The following is a 24,884-nucleotide window of genomic DNA, read 5'->3' as shown; positions in this document are numbered from 1 at the left end:
ACAGCGCCCCCACACCGGCCGTGCAGGGGCACCGGACACCCGGGCTGGAGTAGCGCCACTGCCTCCAGGAAGACCAGGAGCACCTTGCCGTGCACCTTCCCGCCCCCTATGGCCGGTCCCTCGCCCGGGCCGCCCGGCAAGGCCGGTGCAGCCGGTCCGGGCGGCGAGGGGCCGGACTCGTGCCCGGGCGCGGACCGGCAGGCCGTAGGCCGGGGCGGCCCCGCGCAGGCGCGACACCCGGGGACCACACGGCACGGCCCTCCCGGTCGGAAAAACCCGTTGCCCTTCCAGCCCCACCCGCCGATACCCTGACCGGCATGTCGACGCCCCGAATCTCTTAGCGAAGGACCCGCTTCCCCGCCTGAAGTGTGTCCTTCTGCTTGTTCGGAGCGTATTTCCCATGATCACCCTCAGCGGTGTCGAGCTGCGCGCGGGCGCCCGCACGCTGCTCTCCGACGTCACCCTCACCGTCTCCCCGGGCGACCGCGTCGGCCTGGTCGGCCGCAACGGCGCGGGTAAGACGACCCTGATGAACGCCATGGCCGGAGCCACCGCCCCCGCCTCCGGCAGCATCGTGCACCACGGCCCCGTGGGTCACCTGCCCCAGGACGCCCGCGCCGCCGACCAGGCCGCCACCGTCACCGGGCGCATCCTGTCCGCCCGCGGGCTGGACACGGCCGCGGAGGCGCTGCGGCGTGCCGGGGAGGCCATGGCCCGCGCCGCCGACCCGGATGCGCTGGAGCGCGCCATGCGCGCCTACAGCAGGGCGGACGCCGAGTTCCAGGCTGCGGGCGGCCACGCGGCGGAGGCCGAGGCGGCACGGCTGGCCGCCGGCCTCGGCCTGGAGGACCGGGTGCTGGACGCGCCGCTCGGAACGCTCTCCGGCGGCCAGCGGCGGCGCGTCGAACTCGCCCGCATCCTGTTCGCGGGCGCCGACGGCATGCTGCTGCTCGACGAGCCCACCAACCACCTGGACGCCGACGCGGTCGTGTGGCTGCGCGGCCTCCTCCGGGCGCACCGGGGCGGCCTGGTGCTGATCAGCCATGACACGGGCCTGCTCGCCGACGTCGTCGACCGCGTGTTCCACCTGGACCCCCGGCGGTCCGCGCTCGATGTCCACAACGTGGGCTGGCAGGGCTACCTCGACCAGCGCGCGGCGGAGGAGCGCCGCCGCTCCCGTGAGCGCGCGGGGGCCGAGCGCAAGGCCGCCTCCCTGCACGCCCAGGCCGACCGGATGCGGGCACGCTCGTCGACCGCGGTCGCGGCCAAGAACATGGCCCGGCGGGCCGACCGGATGCTGGCCGAGACCGAACCGGTGCGCGGAGCGGAGCGGACGGCGCGCATCCGCCTGCCCGAGCCCGCGCCGTGCGGCAGGACCCCGCTGGGGGCGGTGTCCCTGGCCAAGTCCTACGGAGCCCGCCAGGTCCTCAAAGGGGTGGACCTGGCGGTCGACCGGGGGGCGCGCCTGGTCGTGCTGGGGGACAACGGTGCCGGGAAGACGACGCTGCTGCGGCTGCTGGCGGGCAGGGAGGCGCCGGACGGCGGCCGCGTCGTGCACGGCCACGGGCTGCGCATCGGCTACTTCGCCCAGGAGCACGACACGCTCGACCCGGCGCGCACGGTCCTGGACAACCTCGCGGCCGCGGCGCCGGGACTGACCGACGGCGAGGCACGGCGGGTCCTGGGCGGGTTCCTCTTCACCGGGGACGACGCCGACAAGCCCGCCGCCGTGCTCTCCGGGGGCGAGAAGACCCGGCTGGCGCTGGCGGGTCTGGTCCATTCGGGCGCCAACGTGTTGCTTCTGGACGAGCCGACCAACAACCTCGACCCGGCCTCGCGCGGCGAGGTGCTGTCCGCGGTCGGGGCCTACCCCGGGGCGATCGTGATGGTGACGCACGACGAGGGGGCGGTCGACGCACTCCGGCCCGACCGGGTGCTGCTGCTCCCGGACGCCGACGAGGACCTGTGGAGCGAGGAGTACCGGGAGCTCGTCGCACTCACCTGACGGCCCTCCGGACGGGGGCGGGCGGGGGGTGCCCCTCCCGTCCGCCCGTCCCTCTCCGGTTCCCGGTTGCCCGTCGCGTCCCCACTGCGTCCCCGGTGCGCCTCCGGCCCTCTCCCGGCCGCCCGCGGCCGCGGCCTTCTCACGGGATGCGTCCACGTGTCGGATCCTCCCTGGTCGAAACCTCGCCGACAGGGCGCCCCTCGCCTGCGGAACGCTCATCAACCCGCACACAAGGCCACTGGCCTTTCGCTGTGCGTCCCCGGCGGGGCCCCGGGCCCTTGAAGGAATTGGGCAGTGCGGTCACTGGGCCCGGCGAGCGAATCGGAGTTCAGCACTGACGGCCACCACACGAGGACGGGGCCGGTATCCCGATGCACAGTCCTCGGCGGGGACCAAGGGCGTCAGCGTCACCGGAACGGCGCAGCTGACAGCGGCGGCCGTCGTCACCGGTCTCCGCGGCCTGCCGGACGCGGCCAAGGAAGAGCTGACGGTCTTCTGGTGCATCGGTTCAGCCCGGTCGGGTATTCGGCCATGGTGGTCGCGGGGATCGTCGTCTTCGGGGGCATCCCGCTGGTCATCACCAGGCTCCGCAAGCCGTCCCGGCGGTCGGAGGGGACGCACGTCGAAAAGGACTGACCGGCCGGCCCCGGGCCCGAGCGGCGGGTGTTTTGCCTGCAGGTTCGCGTTCTTTGCGCGGCCGTGGCCGTCACCGGGCGTGCCGTGGGCATCACGGCCCTGAGGAACGACCGCGGCCGCCGCGCCGTCCGGCGCGGCGGCCGCGGGGAGCCCGTACCGAGGAGGCCGAGCATGGAAGCGTCGCGCATGAACGGATGGATGGTCTTCGGAGCCGTACTGCTGCTGATGATCGGCGCGGTCAACCTGGTGCAGGGGATCGTCGCCATGACGCGACCCGACTACTACGCGGTGGCCGACGGGGAGATGCTCATCCTCGACTTCTCCGGGTGGGGGCTGCTCCTGACGGTCTGGGGCGCCGTGCTGATGGCGGTGGGGCTGGCCCTGTTCACCGGGCACATGTGGGCGCGCACCCTGGCCGTGGTCCTGGTGGCGATCAACGCGGTGGCGCAGCTGGGCTTCCTGGCCGCGTTCCCGCTCTGGTCGCTGGTGGCGATCGCCGTGGACATGCTGGCCATCTACGGCCTGACGGCGGGCTGGCCGAGCGGTGAGTCCGGGGCGGGCGTCGGCGAGGGCCGCGCCTACCGCGCGGGCCAGTCCGACGCGCAGGCGGCCCCGGCCGGGACGGGCGCGCAGACCGGAACGGGTGCGCAGGCCGGGCCCATGGCGGAGACGGACATGGGCATGGATCAGGAGCGTGCGTCGGACGAGGGCATGCCCCAGCCGCCCAAGGGCAAGCATGCACAGCCGATGGAGTGACCGGAATCCGCCGGTGGTACCGGGGCGCGGGGGAGTACGCCTCCTCCGCGCCCCGTCGCGTGTGTTCGGCACTTCGGCACCCGGGCGGGTACTCGGCCGCTCCTCGGCCGCGTCTCGGAGGCGTCCGGCGCGTCCGCCGGTGTGGTGGAACACCGGGGCGCCCCGGCGGACTCCACCCGCGCCGATCCTCGGGAGGCCGGCCTTAAGGCGGCGGCTATGGGGCTGGTCTCTACGAGATCGGCGGCGAAGGGCGGGAGGGAAGCGACGCCACCGCTTCAGCGGACGCCATCGGCGCGCTCCGACCGACGACCGCCCTTCGCCCCTCCCACGGCGGCCTCCCACCGCCGGGCGGCCTTCAACCGGCCCGACCGTACCGACCGCCCGCCGATGGGCGACCACGGGCGCCGAAGGTCTCCGGACGCCGACCCCGGCCCCGGTCGATGCGGTCTGCACCAGGGCCTCGTCAGATGTGCCCCGCCCCCTCGGCCAGCCGCCTGCTGCGCTCCGCCGCCGCCGCCACGGCCTCGGCGACCGCCTCGGGAACGCCGCGCGCGTCCAGGCGGTCCAGCGCCTCCCGGGTCGTCCCGCCGGGTGTGGCCACCTCGGCGGCCAGCTCGGCCGGGCCCCGGTCGGCCTCCCGCAGCAGCGACGCGGCGCCGTACAGGGTCTGCGCCACGGCCGCCCGCGCCTCGCCGGGCGGAAGGCCCTGGTCGACGGCGGCGTCGGCCATCGCTGCGGCAAGGTGGTACAGGAACCCCGGACCCGACCCCGCCACGGCGGTGACCGCGTCCATCGCCTCCTCGCCCACCCAGGCGATCGAGCCGATCCGGGAGAAGAGGCCGCCGACCCGTGCCCTGGCCGCGCCGTCCAGGTGGATGCCGCCGACCAGCGCGGTCATGGCCCGGCCGACCGCCGCGGCGGTGTTGGTCATGGCCCGCGCGGCCGGGCGCCCGGGGCCCAGCGCCTCTTCGAACCGCGCGAGCGGCACGGCGGCCGCCAGCGACACCGCGACCGCCCCCTCGGGCAGGGCGGGTCCGATCTCGGCGGCCGCCGCGGGGACGACCGACGGCGGCACCGCGACCAGGGCGATGTCCGCGCCGTCGGCGGCGGCAGCGTTGTCCGTCCCGGCCCTCACCCCGTAGCGGTCGGCCAGGGCCTGGGCCCGCTCGCCGGGCAGGGCGCTCACCGCGACGTCCTGCGCGGGAAGCCCCGCCCGCAGGAGACCGCCGAGCACGGCCTCCCCGAGGTGCCCGGCCCCGATGACCGCCACCCGTGTTCGCGCCGGGTCGTGGAGTGCGTCTGTGCTGATCACAGCCGGAAGATTACTGAAGGCGGCGGGGGCGGTGCGGGAGGTGCGGGGTGTGGCGGCCGATCGTCCGGAGGCCGGGCCCGCGTCGCTCCGGCGCGGGAGCGTCGTCTCCGTAGGACCGTATGGCCGTGGACATGTTCGCAGGCGCTCCCATGAGCGGCGCGGAGCCGGTGCCCCGATTACGGGCCTCGGCCGGGCGGCGGGCCGCCGGGGTGTGAGGGAGAGGGGGGCGACGACGAAGGGCGGCGGCCCTGCACCTCACACCCCGCTGACCCACCACCCGGCCGGAGCCCGTAAGCGGGGGACCAGGCCGAGTCGCCTCCCGGACCACCGGCGGCCGTCCACCCGACAACGCCGCCGGAAGGGACGGCTGCCGTACCTCAGTGAAGTCGGCGGCGCCTTCGTAGCGACGAGCCTCGACGAGCGAGCGCGATGGCCGTTGCGGGCGCTACTCCGGTTCAGCACTTGAGGACGGGGACGGCCCTTCCTCAGGACCGCCGTCCTCCGGGGTGCCGTGTCCCTCCTCTTCAGGGCGGCCGCCCACGGCCCGCAGCTCCGCCGCAGCGAGCATCCCCCGCTGCCGTTCCGCAGCCGCCGGACGGTCGGGCGCCGGGACCCNGGGGCCCCGGGCCCCGCCGCAGCGCGTCGCGGCGGCCCCGGCGGTAGGACAGCTCCACAGCGTCGGCGCGCGGCAGGTCCACGCGTTCGCCTTCGACCACCAAGGCCCCGCGCACCCGGCGCACATAGGAGCGGCGCGCCACCGCGTACACCACCGCCACGCACACGAACACCACGGCGGTCTTCGCCGCCAGGCCCGCCACCGACCCGTCCAGCACGGGCGCGTCGAAGAACCCGTGCAGCGCCATCGCCGCGGCCACGGACAGCGTCGCCGCCCACGCGCGCCGCGCGTTCGGGTGCCACCGCGCCGCCGCGAGCAGCCCCACCCCGGCCCCGGCGATCGCGGTCATGGCCCAGTGCGACCCGAGCCCCGTCACGCCGACCCGCAGCACCAGCGACTGGGAGACCGACAGCGCCCCCGCCGTGGCACCTCCCTGCACGACCGCGTTGAGCGCATAGATCGCGTTCTCGGTCGTCTGGAACCCCAGGCCCGTCAGAGAGCCGAGGACCAGGCCGTCCACCGGTCCGCGCAGCGCCGACGGAAGGGCGACGGCGATGAGCACCACACCGGCGGCCTTGAGCGCCTCCTCGTTGACCGGTGCGGTCAGCGCCGCTCCCCATTGCGCGGCGAAGGCGGTCCCTCCGGACTTGGACCAGACCCCGATCAAGGCGTCGTTGGCGATCAGCGCGCACCCGCTCGCCGCGACGGCGCCCCACACCACGGCGGCGGCCGCTGAGGCGCCGTCGGGCGGGCGCACCGGCCGGAGCCGTACGAGCAGCGCGATTTCCGCAGCGAGCAGCACGGCGAGGGCCGCGACCGCGAGCAGTGTGTCGGCGGGGAAGGCGGCCGCCATGAGGCCGAGCCGGTTCACGAGCGACATGCCGCCCAGGGCGCACACCGCGACGAAGACGACGGCCGCCGCGAGGCGGGGGCCGCGGGCCGCCGCAATGGAGGTCGGGCTCATCGCATCTTCCCTCCGGGTGCCGTGCGGTGCCGGGACGGAATCGGCGCCGCGGACCCGCGGGCGCCGCCTCGCGGCGCGTGTCGGCCGCACGGGCGCGCTCCGCCGGACGCTGCATGCCGGAGGCGGCGGGTCTGAGGTGGTTCCGGGCGGCGCGCGCTCACCCGTCCTCCTCCGAGAAGGCGACCGATTCCATGACGTGGTCGGCGGCCTGGACATCGTGCACGGCGGCGTACTGGTCGGCCGTGGCCGTGAACTCCACGGCGAATCCGCCGCCGGGGGAGGGGAACACCGCCGCCTTGCCCGACACGGTGTCGCCCTCGACCGGGCCCCTGAGGCCCTGGGCGCCCTCGTCGCCGGTCACCTCGGCGGGCTCGCCGAGCCGCGCGGACGGGTCGGACATGCGGGTGATGCGTTCGAGGCCGTGCCACAGGTCCTGCGCCCCCTCGGGTGCGCCGGGCGGCGGTCGGACGATCCGGACCTGGAGCTGCACGCGGCCGCGCTGGTAGACGAGGAGCTCGCCCTCGGTGCTCTCGGCCGGGAGCTGGGTCCACCCGCGCTCGAACCGGGCCGTGGCCTCGTAGTCCTCCGACTCGCCGAGGACCACCGGGCGCCCGGAGGGGACCATCGAGGCGTCGGGGAGCAGGAAGGCGACCAGCGGCCACGCGAGCAGGGGGAGGGCGATCGCGGCGGCGGCCGCACCGAGCGGTGCCCATCCCGGGTCGCGCGCGCTGCGGGGATAGGCGGAGTACGGGCTCATCGGAGGCCGCCCCGGCGGCTCGGGACGGCTGCACCACCGAGGCGGAGGCCATTTCCAGACGGATGCCCTTGTTCTCGCGGCGTCGCGCAGGCGCACCATTCGGCGGAACACCGCGACGGGCGCAGGGCCGTCTCCGCTCCGTCCGCCATCTCGCCTCCTGATCGTCTCCGCCGCCGCGCGTCACACGCTCCGGGCCATCCGGACCGCCCGGACCACAAGACGCGGAGTCGGCCCCGCACATGCCCTGCCGTGGGGTGTCCCTCGCGACTCGGGCCCCATGCGCACCGTTGTGCCGATCCGCGGATCCGGACCCGTTGCGGCCGATCACCTCCAGCCAACCGTTTCGCGGACCGCCCGGCACGGCGACGCGCCTTTCGTTTGACCCCTCTTTGCGGGCATTTCACGGGTGGCAGACGGGCTGAGTGCCGTAGGTCGCCGTCCTCCGCGCGAGGTCACGTCCGGATAGCGTGCGCGGAATCTAAGGCGGTCCCGCCACCATGGGCGGGCGGCCGAAGGTCGACTGCCGACGGGGAGGGCGCCGACGCGGGGGCGGGGCCGCCCCGGCGCCGCGACGATCGCACTGGCCTGCTCGGACGGAGATTCCACCACTCCAGTGGCCGTGACCGGAAACTGCGCGAGCGCGGCCTCGCGTCAGCCCGGTTGGCACCGTGAAAGGGTGCACCACCCCTGCGAACGCCGTCCCGCACGATCGCCCGGCGTCCACTGGACCGGTGTCACTTCTGTCCGCCCAGTTCGGCGGGGCATCCGCGCGCGGAACGGCCGCGGCCGCGAGTAGTTCCGCCACTCCAGCCGACGTGACCCGCCCGCGCGGGCGGTCGGCAAACCCTCCGGCGGGCCTGCGCGTCCTGTCGGTGGAGCATCCCCTACCCCGGATGAGAGGACACCGATGCGTCAGCCCATCCGACCCCCGGCCGACCGGCCGTGCACCGCCGCCCCCGGAGGGCGCGGACCGCTCCGCCGTGGCCGGCGGCGCCGAACAGTGACGTCAGGACGCCAGGTGGGCGGCGCCCAGTGCCGGGGCCGCCAGCAGGCACGCCCACCGGATGACGTGCTCGGCCCGGTCCCCGGTGGCGAAGCGCATGCCCCTGGGCGCTCCCACCGCCGCCCACCGCCGGCCGCGCACCTTCACCGGCCAGGCCAGCGGGACGGCGCTCCGGGTGAGCGCGTCGCCCAGGTCGTGCACCACCATGCCCAGCGCGAGCGCCGCCCCGACGTGCGGACCGGTGCTCACCCCGCCCCACACCAGCAGCACCGTCGCCAGCCCCGCGAACAGGAACGCGGTCGGCCCGGCGGTGAGCCCGCGGCGGGTGGGCCCCTTGGGCAGCGCCCGGCCCAGCCCCCGCAGGGCCAGGGCCAGGGCGAACCAGACGACGGCGGCCAGCGCGGGGAGCCACAGGGTGCTCGCCGCCCCGGCGACGGCGCCGGCCGCGATCGCGAACACCGGTGTGTGCAGCAGGTACCGGTGGCGGCCGTCCCCCGGTGCGTCGCGGGGCGTGCGGGTGGACCGGTACACGGCGGCCGAGGCGGACCGCGCCGCGCGCGACAGCAGTCCGGTGACCGGGCCCAGGGACCGGGAGGCCGTCGAGCGCGGGTGGTCCAGGTCGGGGAGGAGCGCGGCCCCCGCGCCGATGCCCGCGGCGGCCGCCAGGTCGGCGACCCCGGCGGGCCACCCGAAGGCGGCCGCGGCCGCGGCGGCCGCGGCGACCCCGGCGAGTGCGCCGGTCGCCGCGTGGGAGGGGGCCATCACCGGGCGGCCTCGGGCACGGTGGCGCGACCGGGGGAGGGGGAGGGCATCCTGTCCTTTCGAGGCGTCGGGGAGCTGCGGCCCTGGGGAGGGGCACGCCCTGATCCTCCCCGCGTGTGCGCGGTGTCGAGCCCCGGTGGCCGTACACGGCCGGATTCGCAGAGCGTGAGGGCGCCTGTGACCACGGCACCGGCACCGGGCCGTGGCGCATGTCACAGGGCGTCACCGGGCCCTTGGGGTGCGGGGGACGCGCGCCCCTATGGGCGGCGCCGGGCGGCGTGTTGTCGACCGGCTTCGGCGCTCGCCCCCTAACATGGTGGTGAGCTGCGGAAACGAACACCGTGTCGCGGGGCGCCGAAAGGTCGTCGAAAGGTTCCGCGACGCGCCGATGAGTGTCGTTGACGCTCTCTGGCGCACCGGCTTACCTTCAATGTCGAAACACCCGCGGCGTACCCTTCGCAACCCCCTGTCGACCCGCCGTGGGCTGAGGAGCCGGAGGTTTCGGCGTGGCGGTTACGAGCGGCAATCATCAGGCCTCCGTCTCCGGGCGATCGGCGATGGCGATACGGCGAGCGGGGGAGCAGGGCCTGCTGTGTGAAGAGGACGTGGTGGCGCTGCCTATGGACGTCGGGTATCGCGGCCCAACGGCGTGTGCTGCGGCGGGGGTCACCTACCGCCAGCTCGACTACTGGGCGCGCACTCGCCTGGTGGGGCCGAGCGTCCGCCCCGAGCCCGGGTCGGGCGACATCCCCCTGTACAGCTTCCGGGACGTCCTGCTGCTCAAGGTGGTCAAACGGCTGCTGGACACCGGCATCTCCCTTCAGCAGATCCGCACCGCCGTCGACCACCTGCGCGGGCGGGACACCTCCGACCTGCCCCACATCACCCTGATGAGCGACGGCGTGAGCGTCTATGAGTGCACCTCGCCGGGCGAGGTCGTCGAGCTGATGCAGGGCGGACAGGGGATGTTCGGCATCGCCCTGGGGCGCGTGTGGCGGGAACTGGAGGGCGCANCGGGGGGGGAGCCGCACCCCGGAGACGAGCTCGCGCGTCGGCGGCGCGAGCGCAAGACCGGCTGAGCGCCGGGCCCGCCGGGGCGGCCGCCCCGGCGCATCGGGCCCGGCCAGCGCATCGAGCGGCCCCGTGCGGTGCGGGGCCCGGGTGGGTGCGCCCGCGCGGCATCGAGTACGGTCGGGTTTCCACCACCCTCGGGGGCGGTCGGTGCACAGGCGCGCCAGACCCGGGCCGAGGTGATCCTTCGCGGCGCGGAATCGTGCGAATCCGGCGGATCGGTGGATAATCGAAGGACAAGTTCATCATCGGGCCGTCGATACCGTGCGGGAGAGACCCCGGCAGGGGCGCCGACGGGGCAATACTCCCCAGTAACCTCTCAGGCACCAGGGACCGCGCGGAGGAGGCCACTCTGGAGCGGCGACGTGCGGACCGAGCCCGCACGGTCGCGAGCCCGCGGCCGCACGGCGGCGAGCGACAGAGGGGGAGACCGGACAGGACAGCGGCCGCGACGTGCGGCCAATGCGACCAGGAGGTCTCCATGCCGGACCAGCCGACCCGTAACCGCGCGACCGATGGGGGGCCGGCGCGCGAGTTCGCCGACCGGCACATCGGTCCCGACCCGGCCGCGCTCGCGGAAATGCTCAAAACGGTCGGGTACGACTCCCCCGCGGACCTGATGGCGGCGGCCGTGCCCGACAGCATCCTCACCGCGCCGGGCTCGCCGGCCCCGCTGGACCTGCCCGCCGCGGCGAGCGAGACCGAGGCGCTGGCGGAACTGCGGTCCCTGGCCGACCGCAACACCGTGCGCACCTCGATGATCGGCCGCGGCTACTACGACACCGTCACCCCGCCGGTCATCCTGCGCAACATCATGGAGAACCCGGCCTGGTACACGGCCTACACGCCCTACCAGCCGGAGATCTCCCAGGGCCGCCTGGAGGCCCTGCTCAACTTCCAGACCATAGTCTCCGACCTGACCGGCCTGCCGGTGGCCGGGGCCTCCCTGCTGGACGAGGCCACCGCCGCCGCCGAGGCGATGACCCTGGCCCGGCGCGCCACCAAGACCAAGAGCTCCACCTTCATCGTGGACGCCGACGTCTTCCCGCAGACCCTGGCGGTGCTGCGCACCCGCGCCGAGCCGCTGGGCATCGAGGTCGTGGTCGCCGACCTCACCGAGGGCCTGCCCGACGACGACGCGTTCGGCGTGCTGGTGCAGTACCCCGCCTCCAGCGGCGCCGTGCGCGACCCGCGCCCGGTCATCGAGGCCGCGCACGACAAGGGCGCCATGGCGGTCGTCGCCGCCGACATCCTCGCCCTGACCGTGCTGCGCAGCCCCGGCGCGCTCGGCGCCGACATCGCGGTCGGCTCCACCCAGCGCTTCGGCGTGCCCATGGGCTTCGGCGGCCCGCACGCCGGCTACATGTCGGTGCGCGAGGGCCTGCAGCGCCAGCTCCCCGGCCGCCTGGTCGGGGTGTCGGTGGACGGCGCGGGCAAGACCGCCTACCGGCTGGCGCTGCAGACCCGTGAGCAGCACATCCGCCGCGAGAAGGCCACCAGCAACATCTGCACCGCCCAGGTGCTGCTGGCCGTCATGGCCGGGATGTACGCCGTCTACCACGGCCCGCACGGGCTGCGGGCGATCGCCGAGCGGGTGCACCGGCACACCGCCCGACTGGCCGCCGGGCTGCGCGACCGCGGCTTCACCGTCGTGCACGACGACTTCTTCGACACCCTGCGCGTGCGCGTCCCCAACGGCGCGGCCGGGAAGGTCGAGGCGGCGGCCGAGCGCGGCGTCAACCTGCTGCGGGTCGACGACCACACCGTCGGCATCAGCTGCGACGAGACCACCGACGACGCCCGCCTGGCCGCCGTGCTGGCCGCCTTCTCCGGCGGCGACAAGGCCGAGCGGCCCGCCCCCGAGCCGTCCTCGCACCTGCCGCAGGACCTGCGCCGCGGGGTGGACTACCTCGACCACGAGGTGTTCAACACCCACCGCAGCGAGACCTCGCTGCTGCGCTACATGCGCCGCCTGGCCGACTACGACCTGGCGCTGGACCGCACCATGATCCCGCTGGGCTCGTGCACCATGAAGCTCAACGCCACCGCCGAGATGGAGTCGGTGACCTGGCCGGAGTTCGCCCGGCTGCACCCGCTGGCCCCGCTCGACCAGGCGGCCGGGACCGTGTCCCTGGTGCGCGACCTGGAGCGCTGGCTGGCCGAGGTGACCGGCTACGACGCGGTGTCGCTGCAGCCCAACGCCGGGTCGCAGGGCGAGCTGGCCGGGCTGCTGGCCATCCGCGGCTACCACCGCGGGCGCGGCGAGGCCGACCGCGACGTGTGCCTGATCCCCAGCTCGGCGCACGGCACCAACGCCGCCAGCGCCGTCATGGCGGGCATGCGCGTGGCGGTCGTCGCCTGCGACGACAGCGGCAACGTGGACCTGGAGGACCTGCGCGCCAAGCTCGCCAAGCACGAGGGCCGGGTCGCGGCCATCATGGTCACCTACCCCTCCACCCACGGGGTGTTCGAGGAGACCATCACCCAGGTGTGCGACCTGGTGCACGGGGCCGGGGGCCAGGTCTACGTCGACGGCGCCAACTTCAACGCGCTGCTGGGGTGGGCCAAGCCCGGGAGGTTCGGGGCCGACGTCAGCCACCTGAACCTGCACAAGACCTTCTGCATCCCGCACGGCGGCGGCGGTCCCGGCGTGGGGCCGGTCGCGGTCCGCTCCCACCTGGCCGGGTACCTGCCCAACCACCCGGGCCAGCCGGACGCCGGGCCGCACACGGGCGTGGGCCCGGTGTCGGCGGCGCCGTTCGGGTCGGCGGGGATCCTGCAGATCTCCTGGGCCTACGTGCGGATGATGGGCGAGGCGGGCCTGCGCGCGGCCACCGAGGCGGCGGTGCTCAGCGCCAACTACCTGGCCAAGCGCCTGGAGCCGTACTACCCGGTGCTCTACACCGGCGACAACGGCCTGGTGGCGCACGAGTGCATCATCGACATCCGGCAGATCGCCAAGAAGACGGGGATCACCAACGAGGACGTCTCCAAGCGGCTGATCGACTACGGCATCCACGCCCCGACCATGTCGTTCCCGGTGGCGGGCACCCTGATGGTGGAGCCCACCGAGAGCGAGGACCTGGAGGAGCTGGAGCGCTTCATCGAGGCGATGGTCGCGATCCGCCAGGAGATCGACCGCGTGGCCGACGGGAAGTACGACCCGGAGGACAACCCGCTCAAGAACGCCCCTCACACGGCGGAGGCCCTGACCGCCGATGTGTGGGAGCACCCCTACACCCGCGCCGAGGGCGGGTACCCCGTCGCCCGGCTGCGCCGGTACAAGTACTGGGCGCCGGTGGGCCGCATCGACCAGGCCTACGGCGACCGCAACCTGGTCTGCTCCTGCCCGCCGCCGGAGGCGTTCGAGGAGTGAGCCGGTAAGGGGGCGTGGCCCCTGTCAGGTGAGCGGCGGCGCCGGTACCCGGGGTGGGGAGTGGCGCCGCCGCCGCATAGAGGGTGGAATGGGAGCCGACCGAGGATGGCGGGAAACACTGAAAGTGTCGTCGCTCGGTGACAGGATGTGAGGGTCAGATGTCCGACATTGAGGAGTCGAGAGTGACGGCACTCGTGGAGGAACCGGTTCGGGACGTCGGTACCGAGACGGAATCCGTCGGAGACGAGCTCTTCGCGATCCTCGACAGCCTGCCTGAGACCAGGCGGTGGCGGGCTGAAATCCTGGACGGGGAGACCATCACCTTGTCTCCGACCCCCATCGGTCTACATCAAGAGAATGTTTACCTGCTCAGTGAGCAGCTGCGTCCATGCCTTCCGAAGGAGCACAGGGCGGAGGGCAACCTTGAGATCCGCCTCCCGGCCTTGGGCAGAAGCGTCGTTCCCGACCTCTTCATCGCCCCGGTGGCGGTGCTGAGGACACCGGAGCATTCGATCCCCCCGGACGACGTCCTTCTTGCTGCCGAGATCGTCTCGCCTGGAAGCACACGAGCCGACCGCACGGTGAAGCCGGGAATCTACGCACAAGCCCTGATCCCGTGCTTCGTCCTGGTCGACCCCCTGGAAGGGGTGACCAGCGTGTTCAGTCGGCCGGAGAAGGACGAGTACAAGTCCATACAGAAGTACCGGTTCGGTGAGACGTTCAAAATCGCCGACCCCTTCGAGGTCGAAGTCGACAGCGGCGACTTCCTCACCTACGACTGACCCGCCTCCGCCCCTGCCCGGCCTCCTCGGAACCGTTCGTCAACACCCGGGCAGGGCGGATCGGAACGGCCCCGCGCACCCGCTACTCTCCGAGGGACAGCGCCTCCGCCGCGTCCGCGCGGCGGATCCCGCCCCCTGTGGAGAGTTGCCTGCATGACCGCGACGACCGGTTCCTCCTCGCCCTCCGGTGCCGCCGGAGACGAATCCGCGTTCGCCGACCTCTGCGACCAGGCGCGCGACCTCGCGCACAACGGCCACTTCGCCCGGGCCGCACAGCTCTACGAGAAGGTCCTGGAAGGCGGCTCCCGAGAGCACAGGGCCGCCGCCGCGCTCGGCCTGGCGGTCGCCCGGCACAGCGCCGGGCAGGTGTCCGAGGCCCGTGAGGCCGCCCGCGCCGCCATGGAGACCGGCCACCCCGAATACGCGCCGCGCGCCGCCTACCACCTCGCCCTCTCCTGTGAGGAGGAGGGGCTGCTCGCCGACGCCGAGCGCGCCTGGACCGCCGTGCTCGATTCGGGGCACGAAGGCTACGCGCCCGCCGCCCACCACGGGCTGGCCCGCGCAGCCGAGCAGCGGGGGGACGCGGATGCGGCGCGCGGGCATTGGGAGCGCGCGCTGGCGGGCGACCCCGACTCGGTCCCGGACGCCGCGCAGGACTACGCCGAACGCCTCCTCGCCAGGGGAGAGACCGAACGCGCCGAGGCGGCCGTACGGCGCGGCCTCGAAGCGGGCGAGCACCCGGGTCTGCGCATGCTCCTGGGGGCCGTGCACGTGGAGCGCGCCATCGAACAGTTCGGCATCGTCGTCGACAGCGCCGCCCCTCGGGGCCGGGCGGTCGGCGATCCCTCTCTCCCCACCGCCGATGTACCCGCGCCCGCCGCGGCGACCGCCTACGAGCTGCTGGCCCGCCTGCTGGCCGTGCGCGGCGACCAGGAGTCGGCGGCGCAGGTCTGGGAGGAGGGGACGCGGCACACCGACGCTGATGTGGCAGGTGAGGTCCGTTCCCGGCTCCGCAGGGGATTCCTCGAACCCGACCCGGAGGCCGAGGGGGCGGACGAGGCCCAGTGGTGGGAGCCGTACCTGGAGGCCGCCGAGGCCGAGGGCAGCACACCCATGCTGGCGGGGGAGCTGTTCGCCGCGCTCGGTGCCGTGCACGCGCGCGCGGCGCTCCCGCTCGTGGAGGGGGAGGCGCGCGTGGCCGAGCTGCGGGGCGCCCTGGAGGAGGCGGTGCGCACGCCGAGCGAGTTCGTGTGGGGGCGGGCCCTGCACGACGACTTCCGCGACCGGTTGCGGAAGGCGGCGGGCTCGTCCGAGGACGTCCTCCCGGAGGGCTGGCCGGACCTGGGGTGAGTGAGGGGTGCGGCCCCGTCGGGGTCAGGGCTCCACGGCGTGTGAGCGGTCGAGCAGGCGGACCATGGCCCGGTGGAACCCGGCGCGTTCCTCCGGGGTCCAGTCCTCGGTGAGGAGCCCGAAGACCTCTTCCTGCCAGCGGTGGGCGTCGCGGAGCAGTTCGGCGCCCGCGGCGGTGACCGATGCCTGGCGGCGGCGGGCGTCGTCGGCCGATGGGCGCAGTTCCAGGTGTCCCGCCTCGACCGCGTCCTTGACCAGGCGGGAGGCGCCGCTCTGGTCGATCCCGATCTCCCGGGCGACGGCGTTGACCGTCACCGGCGCCTTCCCTCGCGCCTGGAGGGAGTGGACGGCTTCAGTGACGAGGACGAGGCGGCCCTGCCGGGCGGCGGCGTTGTCGGCGGGGCCGTTCCAGCGCCGGGACCAGTGCCGGACGAAGGCGAAGAGGGTCGGGCCGGGGCCGGTGCCCGGCTCCTGTGCGTCGTCGGACCGGTCGGACCCCTCGTACCGCTCCGCTCCCTCCGGAGGGGTGTCCACGCTCACTCCGTGGCCGCCATTTCCCGGCAGATGAAGCCCAGTTCCAGGGCGGAGGCGAGGTCCGGCTGCCGCAGGGCGGCCGAGACACGGTCGCCGTTCACCCGGAAGACCGTGGCCACACGGGACGGGCGCTCGCTCTGCGGCCAGGTCGCCTCCTGCTCGACCACCATGAGGCGGTCGCTGACGGGGTGCCGGGAGGTGGGGCGCATACGGATCCCGGAGCGCCGTACCCAGTCGGCGAAGTCGGAGGGCGAGATGGGGCCTGCACCCTTCGGGCCGAGGACGACGACGGGGTCGGTGACGGCGGCCGCCGCCCGATCGGGGTCGCCGCCGTTGACGGCGGTGTGCCAGCGGTCGACCGCGACTTCGAGGGAAGGTGCCATGGGCGCGACTATATGCGAATCGCATACGTTTCGACAAGGCGCCGAAAGCGCAGGGCCTGCGGGCCGTCGTCGTCGCCACCTCGTCCGGCGATCGTCCGCGCGCCCATCGCTCTGCGGGAACCGGCGACTCGGTGCACCTAGGTTGGGGGCCATGGAGATCGAGATCGATACCCCGAAGGGACCGGGGCGCGCCGAGGTGGAGTGGCCCGAGGGGGACGCGCGCTACCTGCTGGCGATCACCCACGGCGCGGGCGGGGGAGTGGACGCCCCCGACATCCTGGCCGTGCGGGACGCCGTGCTCGCCTCCGGCGGGGCGGTGGCGCGGGTGACCCAGCCCTACCGTGTCGCGGGGCGGCGCATGCCGGGGGCGAACACGGCGCCACAGGACCTGGCCTGGTCGGCCATGATCGAGAAACTGCGGGCCGAGCCGGGCGCGGCGGGGGTCCCGCTGGTGCTCGGCGGTCGGAGCAACGGGGCGCGCGTGGCCTGCCGGACGGCGTCGGCGCTGGGGGCGGACGCCGTGGTCGCGCTCGCCTTCCCGCTGCATCCTCCGGGCAAGCCGGAGAAGTCGCGCGCCGAAGAGCTGCGCGGGGCCGGGGTGCCGGTGCTCGTGGTCAACGGGGACCGGGACCCGTTCGGGGTCCCCGACGCCGCCGACGCCCAGACGCTGGAGGTGCGGCCTGGCGAGCGGCATGAACTGTCCAAGGACCCCGAGGGGGTCGGCGGTGTGGTCGCCGAGTGGCTGGGGGAGCGCTTCCCCGTTCGGTGAATGCCACGGGGCTGAGCGCTCCGGTCGGCGGGTGCCGCCGGGCGGGCACCCGTCGCCGGCCGGTGCGCGGTCCTCGGGGGCGCCCTCGCCCGGCCGGGCCCGGCGCTCATGCCGGGGAGGCGCCGACCACCGGCATCTCCGGGACCGACGGGGAGCGGTGCCCTGCCGCCTGCTCCATCGGCGCTCCCGTCCGGAAGCGCCGGGGCCGGTCGGCAGTCAGGCCGCCATGTGCACGGCGGGGCGGTGCGGGGCGATGGTATTGCCGTCGGGCAGCAGCTCGCCGGTGTCCTCGAAGAGCACGACGCCGTTGCAGAGCAGGCTCCAGCCCTGCTCCGGATGGACGGCCACCACTCGGGCCGCCTCGCGGTCGTTGGCGGTGAAGGACGGGCACGGGGGTTCGTGACGGCACATGGCGCGCCTCCGGATTCGGTCGTTTCCATGGGGGCGGGTGACCGCCCCCAAAAGCACCATAGTGGTGTGCGGCACACTCTGCCGCGCCTTTATAGAGATTCCGACGCGTCGGACCAGGACGTGGATCGAATGGGGGTGAAGGTAGGCCGCAGTAGGCCATTCGGCGAACCCGGGAGGCGGGCGGTGCGTCCAACAGCGGGGCGCTTCCCCACGAGTGGGGCGTGGGTGGCGCCTGTTGGTGAAGAGGCGGCCGAGTAGGCGGGGCACCTCACGAATCCGCCGAATCCGCGCCTTTCCCGGCGCGTTTCCCGGCGCGCTGTCCCGCTCGGAGCCGTCGGACCGGTTCGGCGCTCGGCACGCCGGTGGTCGCGGCCCCCGGAAATGACACCGATCCCGCCAGCGCCGTTCAAGGCGCACCCCGGGTGCCGCTTTGGCGCCGGTGTGCTGCCGCCCTCTATGCGCGGTCTTCGGCCGCGGCCAGGTCCTTAAGGCGTTCGCGGGACAGGTGGTCCGCCGCGCGCACCGTCTCGGGGAGGCGGTATCTCGGCGTCAGGCGCAGCACCAGGTCCACCGCACCCTCCAGGTCGGCGCGGTGGCCGACGGACACGTACACCGGCCGCACGCCCGTCCGGGTCCGCAGCGCGCACCCCACCTCATCGCCCTCGTCGGAGACCAGGGGCGCGCGGGAGCCCCGCGCGCTCCCCGGCTCGTCGGAGCGGCCCACGAACGGCGACTTGCCCACGCCGATCGTCGGGCGGTCCAGCAGCCATCCCAGATGGCAGGCGAGCCCGAACCGGCGCGGGTGCGCCAGGCCGAACCCGTCGCACACGAACACGTCCGGCTCCACCGACAACCGGCCGATCGCCTCCAGCAGCGGCGGCAGCTCCCGGAACGCGAACAGGCCCGGCACGTAGGGAAAGGCGGGCGCCGCGTCCGCGGTCGCGGCCTCCACCACCTCCAAGTCGGGCAGTGACAGCACCACCGCCGCGGCCACCAGCCGGTCCTCCCCGGGGGCGTAGGACACGTCCAGCCCGACGGCGAGTCCCACCGCCCCGGCATCCAGCGGCTCCACACGCACCTCAGGGGCGAGCCGGTCCTGCAGCGCGCGGGCGCGGTCGGGGTCGCTGGGCCAGAGGTCGGGGCGGGAGGCGCGGTCGGGAACGGCGATCATGGGCCGACACTAGCGGCCGCGCCGTCGTGCGCCGGAACGGGCCGTGCCCCCGGGCCTGCGGCGCCGCCTCTCAGGTGAACCCGCCGCGCGTCCTGCGAGCCGCCGGGCGGTGCCGCCGTCCGGCCCCCGCGAGGCCGCCGCGCTGGAACGCCCGCACGAGCTCGCCGCCCAGGTTGACGCCCGCACCGAGCGCCAGCCCCACGGTGACCGCCTCGGACAGGCTGAGCAGGCCGGACACGGGGTGGTCCAGGGTGATCTGGAGCAGGCCCCGGTAGAGGATGCTCCCCGGCAGCAGCGGGGCGATCGCGGGGATGACGTAGGGCAGCACCGGCCGCCGGGTGCGCCGCGACAGCGCGTGGGCGAGCACACCGATCGCGCCGGCGCCCGCCACGGTGCCCATGATCGGCGGAGCGCCGAACGCGGTGCGCACCCCGGCGTACAGCAGCCAGATGACCACGCCCATCACGCCGATCGCCAGGAGCATGCGCGGCGGCACGGCCAGCGAGACGGCGAAGGCCACGGCGATCCCGGCGGCCCCCACCAGCACGATGGGGTCCACCGACGTGCCCGCCGTGGGCAGGTCGTCCAGGTCCATGTCGACACCCAGCTGCACGGCGGTATAGGCCACGGCGCCGACACCGGAGATGATCGCACCGAGGGTGAAGAAGACCTCCAGCAGCCGCGCCGACGCCGACACGTAGCTGCCGCTGATCCCGTCCTGGAGGCTGGCGACCAGCGGCCGTCCCGGCAGCAGCGCCATGATGTTGCCGGTGATGATCGCGCCCGCGTACAGGCCCAGGTCGAGGACGCTGCTGATCCACAGCAGCAGGACCCCGATGCTGGAGGCGGTCGCCGAGGCCAGCGCCATCTGGTAGAACTCGGCGATCCCGCGCTTGGCGGTGACCGCGGCCACCCGGTCGCCGAGGACGGTGGCGATGAACGCCGCCGTGGCCACGAGCAGACCGCCGCCGACCATGAGGCTGGCGCTGGAGGCGATGAGCCCGAAGCCGGTGATCATGAGCCACCCGGGGTAGGGCGGCCGGGCGCGCTTGACGGCCTGCAGGCGGGCGATCGCCCCTTCGAGCTCCAGCATCCCGAGCGCGGCGTCCTGCACCAGGGTGTGCAGCTCGTTCACCCGGAAGTAGTCGAGGGCGCGGCGGCGCACCACCCGCTCGCCGGTGATGGGCGGGCTGTCGCCGCCGGGGTGGGTCGACAGGGAGATGACGGTGAAGGTCACCGACACCTCGGTGCGGGGCAGCTCGAAGGCCACCGACAGGCTCAGCATGGCCTCGCTCACCGCCTCGGTGCCCTCCCCGCTGGCCAGCAGCAGTTCGCCCACGCGCAGGACCAGGTCGATCGCGCGCGGGTCGGGCATCTCGACGGCTTCGTCCTCCAGCCCCTCGGCGTGCAGTTCCGCCTCTTTGGAGGCGCGCCAGTCACGGAGCCTGCTGAGCAGGTTGTCCTCGCTCGTCGGGGTCGGCCGCTGCTGCGGGTCGTCGGCCATGGGCGGTTCTCGCTATTTCGGTTCTCGACGGGGAGTGGGGCATGCGGCGGGCGGTTCCGGGATCCTCCGGGGGCGCGCCACGGGGTGGGACGCCGCCGCGGGGCGGGGGGTTGGCGGCGTCGGAGGCGGTGCGCTGGTGAGGTCCGTCACGAGCCTCATGGTCGCAGTTCGCGGGTGAAACCGGGAGAACCGGGGCGGCCTCCGGCGGGTCGCGTGACGGGCCAGGTCACAGTGGCGGCGGGGCGGGGGCGGGACGCGCGGCCGGGGTCCGGTACCGGCACGGACCGGGCCGGAGTGTGCCCGCGGGGCCGTGGATCGGGAAGAATCCCGTGCATGGCCATCCGTGTTCTGCTCGTCGACGACCAGCCGCTCCTGCGCACCGGATTCCGGCTCATCCTGGAGGCCGAGGAGGACATCTCCGTCGCGGGGGAGGCCTCCGACGGCCACGGCGCCGTGGCCTCGACCAAGCGCCTGCTGCCCGACGTGGTGCTGATGGACATCCGTATGCCGGGCAAGGACGGCATCGACGCCACACGCGAGATCCTCACCTGGGCGCGCGGCGCGGGGCAGACCGTCCGGGTGCTCGTGCTGACCACCTTCGACCTGGACGAGTACGTGGTGGAGGCGCTGCGCGCGGGCGCCAGCGGGTTCCTGCTCAAGGACGTGCCGCCGGAGGAGCTGGCGGGGGCGATCCGGGTGGTCGCGGAGGGGGCGGCGATCGTGGCCCCCACGGTCACGCGGCGCCTGCTCGACCGGTTCGCCGACAAGCTGCCGAGCACCCGCGAGCAGCCGTCGACGGAGATGGACCGGCTGACCGAGCGCGAGCGCGAGGTACTGCGGCTGCTGGCGCGGGGCCGCTCGAACGCCGAGATCGCGGAGGCGCTGGTGGTGAGCGAGACGACGGTGAAGACACACGTGGGCAACGTGCTGACCAAGCTGGGCCTGCGCGACCGCGTCCAGGCCGTCGTGCACGCCTACGAGACCGGAATCGTGCGCCCGGGAGAGGACGACGGGGCACCGGACCGGCGCTGACAGGGCTGGACCGGCGCTGACGGGGCACCGGACCGGCGCTGAGGCGAGGGAGCGACGGAGCACCGGCCCTCAGCGCCGACCAATGGCCCGGGAGCGGCGACGAGGGGTGGGGCCATTGCGGCAGCGTTGTCGTGCGGCGGGCGTGTGCGTGGTCACCGTGGTGGGCGGCGACGGAGTGAGCGGGGGGGTTCCCGGGCCCTGCTTGCCGGGCGGCGGGTTCCTGGCGGTCCGGGAAGGCGGGGGGTGGGCCGGTACCCCACTCACCGACCCCGGCCGGGCGGCGGGCCAGCGGAGTGCCAGGTGAAAGGCGGCGACGAGGAAGCGCGGTGGCCCTCGCCGCAGCGCTGTCGTGCGGCGGGCGTGTGCGTGGTCACCGTGGTGGGCGGCGACGGAGTGAGCCGGGTGGTTCCCGGGCCCTGCTTGCCGGGCGGCGGGTTCCTCACGGTCCAGGCAGGGCGGTGCGGCAAGGTGGGCGGGTGGTCGCCCGCGCTCGTGGCGGCCGCCGGGCCGGTGCGCAGCCCCGGAGGGCCCCTCCCGAGGGCATACCGGGCATAACGAGCGCGCTGCGGAGGGGCGGTGATCCAGGGTGGTGGTATCGCCGCCCGGCCAGTGATTCTGCGCAGGTTTCACCGCTATGGATGCCCCGAGGGGCCCGTGGGGCCCGGAAGGTGGATTCCGGGCCTGCCGGTACCGACCCGGTGTCCGCTTCGCCCGGTTCCTTGGCTGTCGGGGCGCCTTGCGCGCCCCGTTTGACGCCCGGGGCGGCGTCGCGGGCGGTGCGGGCGTGCGTTCATCACGACACGTGAACGGGATCCGGCGCCAGAAGGGCCTTAAACGGCACACCGGGGCCGTTTGTCGGGCCCGGTGTCACTGTGTGTAGCCGATATCGGCCCCGCATGGGCCCCGCGAGCCCGGCTGGGGCGCCCGGACGGCCCCGCGCTCGCCTCCGCGCTCGACCGAAACACCCCGGACAGGTACGAACAGGGCATATTGTTCCTAGAACCTGTTCTGGTATCGCGCTCTTCGTCGCTCCGGGGCCTCCGGGGGCGTCGCTGGGCCCGCTTCCCGCTCCCGCCCGCACCTAACGCGGAGTGTTCGCCCAGGTCACAGTGCTGACGGGGTTCGCTGTGCGGGTCCGGCGGCCGCCTCGGGTGTCGAAGAGCGCGAACCCCGGGACCGCGCCGTCCTCCCGCACCGCGAGGAACCCGCCGCCCGGCAAGCAGGGCCTGGGAACCGCCCCGCTCGCTCCGTCGCCGCCCACCACGGTGGCCACGCACACGCCCGTCACTCGACGGCGCTGCCGTATGGGCCGCCGACCTTGCCTCGTCGCCGCCCGACCACCCCACACCCCGGCGGCCCGCCGCCCGGCCGGGGCCCGTGAGTAGGGCACCAGCTGAGCCGCCCGCCCGGACCGCGAGGAGCCCGGCGGACGGCAGGCGGGGCCCGGGAACCGCTGCGTCCCCGCCGTCCCCGTCGCGCACGCTTTCGTGCGTAGGGCCGAATACCTCTCCCGGGGGAGGCGCGCGACCCGGGGTTCGGCCTAGCGTCAGGGCCATGGCGCGGGGTATCCGGCGCCCGGACGCCTTCGGGGACATCCCCGGCCCCGGGTGCCGGGCCCGCCGACAGCCCCGCCGTGTCGCCCGCCGGGAGGAATCATGACCCAGACCGCCGCGACGACCGAGGAATCCGCCGACCCGCCCGCCGCGGCCGCCGTCGAGGACGTCCGCAAGGTCTACGGCAGGGGCGACTCCCGCGTGGCCGCCCTCGACGGCGTCAGCCTCGCCGTGCCCCAGGGCCGCCTCACCGCCGTCATGGGCCCCTCGGGCTCCGGCAAGTCCACGCTGATGCACTGCATGGCCGGGCTCGACACGGTCACCTCCGGACGGGTCGTGCTCGGCGGCACCGACCTCACCGGCCTGGGCGAGCGCGCCCTGACCCGACTGCGGCGCGACCGGGTCGGCTTCGTCTTCCAGGCTTTCAACCTCGTCCCCACGCTCACCGCGCTGGAGAACATCACCCTGCCCTCCGACATCGCCGGGCGCCGACCCGACCGCGCCTGGCTCGACCGGGTCATCGACGCCGTCGGCCTGCGCGACCGGCTCGGCCACCGCCCCTCCGAGCTCTCCGGCGGGCAGCAGCAGCGGGTGGCCTGCGCCCGCGCCCTCGCCGCCCGACCCGACATCGTCTTCGCCGACGAACCCACCGGCAACCTCGACACCGCCTCCGGCCGCGACGTGCTCGCCCTCCTCCGGGACGCCGCCCACCTGCACGGCCAGACCACCGTCATGGTCACTCACGACCCCGCCGCCGCCTCCTACGCCGACCTGGTCGTCTTCCTCGCCGACGGCCGCGTCGCCGGGCGCCTGGACGCCCCCGACGCCGACACGATCCTGGAGCGCATGAAGAGCGCGGGGAGCCCGGCATGATCCTCCTCCGCCTCGCCCTGCGGGGGCTGGCCGCCCACCGGCTCCGCCTGGCCCTCACCGCCGTCGCCGTGGTCCTGGGCGTGGCCTTCACCAGCGGCACGCTCATCCTCACCGACACCATGGAGCGGTCCTTCACCCGCATGTTCGCCGGCATCAACGCCGACGTGGACGCCGTGGTCCGGACCGAGCAGGCCTTCTCCCAGCAGGCCGGGCCCGCCCTCGGCGCCGGTCCCGGCCTGCCCGCCGACCTGGCGGAGGAGCTGGCCGAGCCCGAGGAGGTCGAGGGCGTCTACCCGGTCGCCGAGGGCACCGCCGTGCTGCTGGACCCCGACGGCGAGGAGGTCGGCGGGCAGGGGCCGCCGCAGATCGGCACCACCTGGCACGGCAGGCCCGGGTCGGGGATCACCCTGACGGCGGGCCGCGGCCCCGGCGGCGCCGGAGAGTTCGTACTGGACGAGGGCACCGCCGCCGAACAGGGCCTGGAACCCGGCGACCGCGCCGTGCTGCGCTTCCCCGACCCCGGCGGCGGGGCGGGCGACGAGCGCGACATGGAGCTCACCGGCACGTTCCGCGCCGGGCAGGTGGGCATGGCGGCCGGGGCGACGGTCGCGGCCTTCGCGCCCGACACCGCCCGCCGCCTGCTGCTCGGCGACCCCGACCGGGTCACCGAGTTCCACCTGGTGGGCGACGACGCCAAGTCGCAGTGGCAGATCGCCGACTCCGTCGCCTCCGTGCTGCCCCTCGGCGCCGAGTCACTGCCCATGGACATCGTGCGCGACGAGGAGACCGGGCCGCTGCTGGAGGTCCTCGGCTTCTTCGAGGTCTTCCTGCTGACCTTCGCCGGGATCGCCCTGTTCACCGCCTCTTTCCTGATCGCCAACACCTTCGCGGTGCTGGTGGCGCGCCGGGTGCGGGAGCTGGCGCTGCTGCGTGCGGTCGGCGCCTCGCAGGGGCAGGTGCGCGCCGTGGTGATGGGTGAGGCGCTGGGCGTGGGGCTGGTCGGCTCGGCGCTGGGCCTGGCCGCCGGGGCGGTACTGGCGCGGGGCGTGCTGGCCGCCATGGGCGCGGCCGGAGTGGGGCTGCCGGAGGTGCCGCTGCGCCTCACCGGCACGAGCGCGGCCGTCGCGGTGGCGGTCGGCGTCGGGGTCACCCTCGCCGCCGCCTACGTTCCGGTGCGACGCGGGACCCGTGTGCCGCCGGTGGCCGCCATGCGCGACGACATCGGCGCCACGACCGCCCCGGTCACCGGGGCGGGCCGGTTCGC

General features: G+C 74.7%; 20 protein-coding genes and 1 riboswitch. Of the genes, 11 read left to right on the top strand and 9 right to left on the bottom strand.

Features of this window, described 5'->3' with window-relative positions; translation table 11 throughout:
* The first annotated feature begins 400 nt into the window (after positions 1–400).
* The 3 genes from D476_RS0118820 to D476_RS0118810 all read left to right on the top strand — a co-directional run bounded on the left by D476_RS0118820 (position 401) and on the right by D476_RS0118810 (position 3,397).
* Positions 401–2,005, top strand: coding sequence for an ABC-F family ATP-binding cassette domain-containing protein (locus D476_RS0118820; protein ID WP_017625482.1), 1,605 nt, complete (start codon positions 401–403; stop codon positions 2,003–2,005).
* Positions 2,006–2,503: 498 nt separating this feature from the next.
* Positions 2,504–2,641: a hypothetical protein gene (locus D476_RS37995; RefSeq protein ID WP_017625481.1), complete on the top strand. Its 138-nt coding sequence runs from the start codon at positions 2,504–2,506 to the stop codon at positions 2,639–2,641.
* A 171-nt stretch (positions 2,642–2,812) separates the two neighbouring features.
* Positions 2,813–3,397, top strand: coding sequence for a DUF7144 family membrane protein (locus tag D476_RS0118810; protein ID WP_017625480.1), 585 nt, complete (start codon positions 2,813–2,815; stop codon positions 3,395–3,397).
* Between the two features lie 463 nt (positions 3,398–3,860).
* Here the strand turns inward: D476_RS0118810 and proC are convergent, their stop codons facing one another.
* From proC to D476_RS33820, 4 genes are all read right to left on the bottom strand, one after another.
* Positions 3,861–4,709, bottom strand: a complete 849-nt coding sequence (gene proC / locus D476_RS0118805; protein ID WP_239648758.1) for a pyrroline-5-carboxylate reductase — start codon at positions 4,707–4,709, stop codon at positions 3,861–3,863.
* A gap of 524 nt (positions 4,710–5,233) precedes the next feature.
* Entirely contained in the window at positions 5,234–6,178 is a 945-nt protein-coding gene (locus D476_RS33825; protein WP_449289410.1) for a PrsW family intramembrane metalloprotease, read from the bottom strand.
* A gap of 268 nt (positions 6,179–6,446) precedes the next feature.
* Positions 6,447–7,046: a hypothetical protein gene (locus tag D476_RS0118795; protein WP_017625477.1), complete on the bottom strand. Its 600-nt coding sequence runs from the start codon at positions 7,044–7,046 to the stop codon at positions 6,447–6,449.
* 1,006 nt (positions 7,047–8,052) lie between these two features.
* Entirely contained in the window at positions 8,053–8,811 is a 759-nt protein-coding gene (locus D476_RS33820; RefSeq protein ID WP_017625476.1) for a metal-dependent hydrolase, read from the bottom strand.
* Between the two features lie 506 nt (positions 8,812–9,317).
* Here D476_RS33820 and D476_RS0118785 point away from each other — a divergent pair.
* The 4 genes from D476_RS0118785 (at position 9,318) to D476_RS0118770 (ending at position 15,390) form a co-directional block, all read left to right on the top strand.
* Positions 9,318–9,890: a MerR family transcriptional regulator gene (locus D476_RS0118785; protein WP_026123643.1), complete on the top strand. Its 573-nt coding sequence runs from the start codon at positions 9,318–9,320 to the stop codon at positions 9,888–9,890.
* A gap of 249 nt (positions 9,891–10,139) precedes the next feature.
* Positions 10,140–10,228, top strand: a riboswitch (glycine riboswitch).
* A 135-nt stretch (positions 10,229–10,363) separates the two neighbouring features.
* Entirely contained in the window at positions 10,364–13,258 is a 2,895-nt protein-coding gene (gene gcvP, locus D476_RS0118780) for an aminomethyl-transferring glycine dehydrogenase (protein ID WP_017625474.1), read from the top strand.
* A gap of 158 nt (positions 13,259–13,416) precedes the next feature.
* Entirely contained in the window at positions 13,417–14,040 is a 624-nt protein-coding gene (locus D476_RS0118775; protein ID WP_017625473.1) for a Uma2 family endonuclease, read from the top strand.
* Positions 14,041–14,193: 153 nt separating this feature from the next.
* A complete protein-coding gene (locus D476_RS0118770; RefSeq protein ID WP_017625472.1) occupies positions 14,194–15,390 on the top strand; it encodes a tetratricopeptide repeat protein in 1,197 nt (398 codons plus the stop codon).
* A 24-nt stretch (positions 15,391–15,414) separates the two neighbouring features.
* On the opposite strand, the gene D476_RS0118765 is transcribed toward D476_RS0118770, so the two are convergent.
* Both D476_RS0118765 and D476_RS0118760 read right to left on the bottom strand, forming a co-directional pair.
* Complete coding sequence (locus D476_RS0118765) at positions 15,415–15,924, bottom strand: MarR family winged helix-turn-helix transcriptional regulator (protein WP_017625471.1); 510 nt, start codon at positions 15,922–15,924, stop codon at positions 15,415–15,417.
* Positions 15,925–15,926: 2 nt separating this feature from the next.
* The gene (locus tag D476_RS0118760) at positions 15,927–16,307 is read right to left on the bottom strand and encodes a nuclear transport factor 2 family protein (RefSeq protein WP_017625470.1); all 381 of its coding nucleotides are present in this window, start codon (positions 16,305–16,307) and stop codon (positions 15,927–15,929) included.
* Positions 16,308–16,458: 151 nt separating this feature from the next.
* Between D476_RS0118760 and D476_RS0118755 the strand changes: the two genes are divergently transcribed.
* Entirely contained in the window at positions 16,459–17,076 is a 618-nt protein-coding gene (locus D476_RS0118755; RefSeq protein WP_017625469.1) for an alpha/beta hydrolase family protein, read from the top strand.
* A gap of 216 nt (positions 17,077–17,292) precedes the next feature.
* Here the strand turns inward: D476_RS0118755 and D476_RS0118750 are convergent, their stop codons facing one another.
* The 3 genes from D476_RS0118750 to D476_RS0118740 form a co-directional block, all read right to left on the bottom strand.
* A complete protein-coding gene (locus tag D476_RS0118750) occupies positions 17,293–17,487 on the bottom strand; it encodes a DUF5999 family protein (protein ID WP_017625468.1) in 195 nt (64 codons plus the stop codon).
* Between the two features lie 454 nt (positions 17,488–17,941).
* Positions 17,942–18,658: an endonuclease V gene (locus D476_RS0118745; RefSeq protein ID WP_017625467.1), complete on the bottom strand. Its 717-nt coding sequence runs from the start codon at positions 18,656–18,658 to the stop codon at positions 17,942–17,944.
* A gap of 70 nt (positions 18,659–18,728) precedes the next feature.
* Positions 18,729–20,162 carry a threonine/serine exporter family protein gene (locus tag D476_RS0118740; RefSeq protein WP_017625466.1) on the bottom strand — a complete coding sequence of 478 codons (1,434 nt, stop codon included), beginning with the start codon at positions 20,160–20,162 and terminating at the stop codon, positions 18,729–18,731.
* Between the two features lie 333 nt (positions 20,163–20,495).
* Between D476_RS0118740 and D476_RS0118735 the strand changes: the two genes are divergently transcribed.
* The 3 genes from D476_RS0118735 to D476_RS0118725 all read left to right on the top strand — a co-directional run.
* Positions 20,496–21,194 (top strand): response regulator, encoded by a 699-nt coding sequence (locus tag D476_RS0118735; RefSeq protein WP_017625465.1) that lies wholly within the window; start codon positions 20,496–20,498, stop codon positions 21,192–21,194.
* A gap of 1,655 nt (positions 21,195–22,849) precedes the next feature.
* A complete protein-coding gene (locus tag D476_RS0118730; protein ID WP_017625464.1) occupies positions 22,850–23,620 on the top strand; it encodes an ABC transporter ATP-binding protein in 771 nt (256 codons plus the stop codon).
* Positions 23,617–24,884: ABC transporter permease (locus D476_RS0118725; RefSeq protein WP_017625463.1), on the top strand; the 1,268-nt coding region annotated here is incomplete at its 3' end. The genes D476_RS0118730 and D476_RS0118725, both read left to right, overlap by 4 nt.

This window comes from Nocardiopsis chromatogenes YIM 90109 (genome assembly GCF_000341185.1).
Classification (GTDB): Bacteria; Actinomycetota; Actinomycetes; order Streptosporangiales; family Streptosporangiaceae; genus Nocardiopsis_A; species Nocardiopsis_A chromatogenes.
The sequence above is the reverse complement of the archived record's forward strand: the minus strand, read 5'-3'. Positions and strand labels throughout refer to the sequence as shown.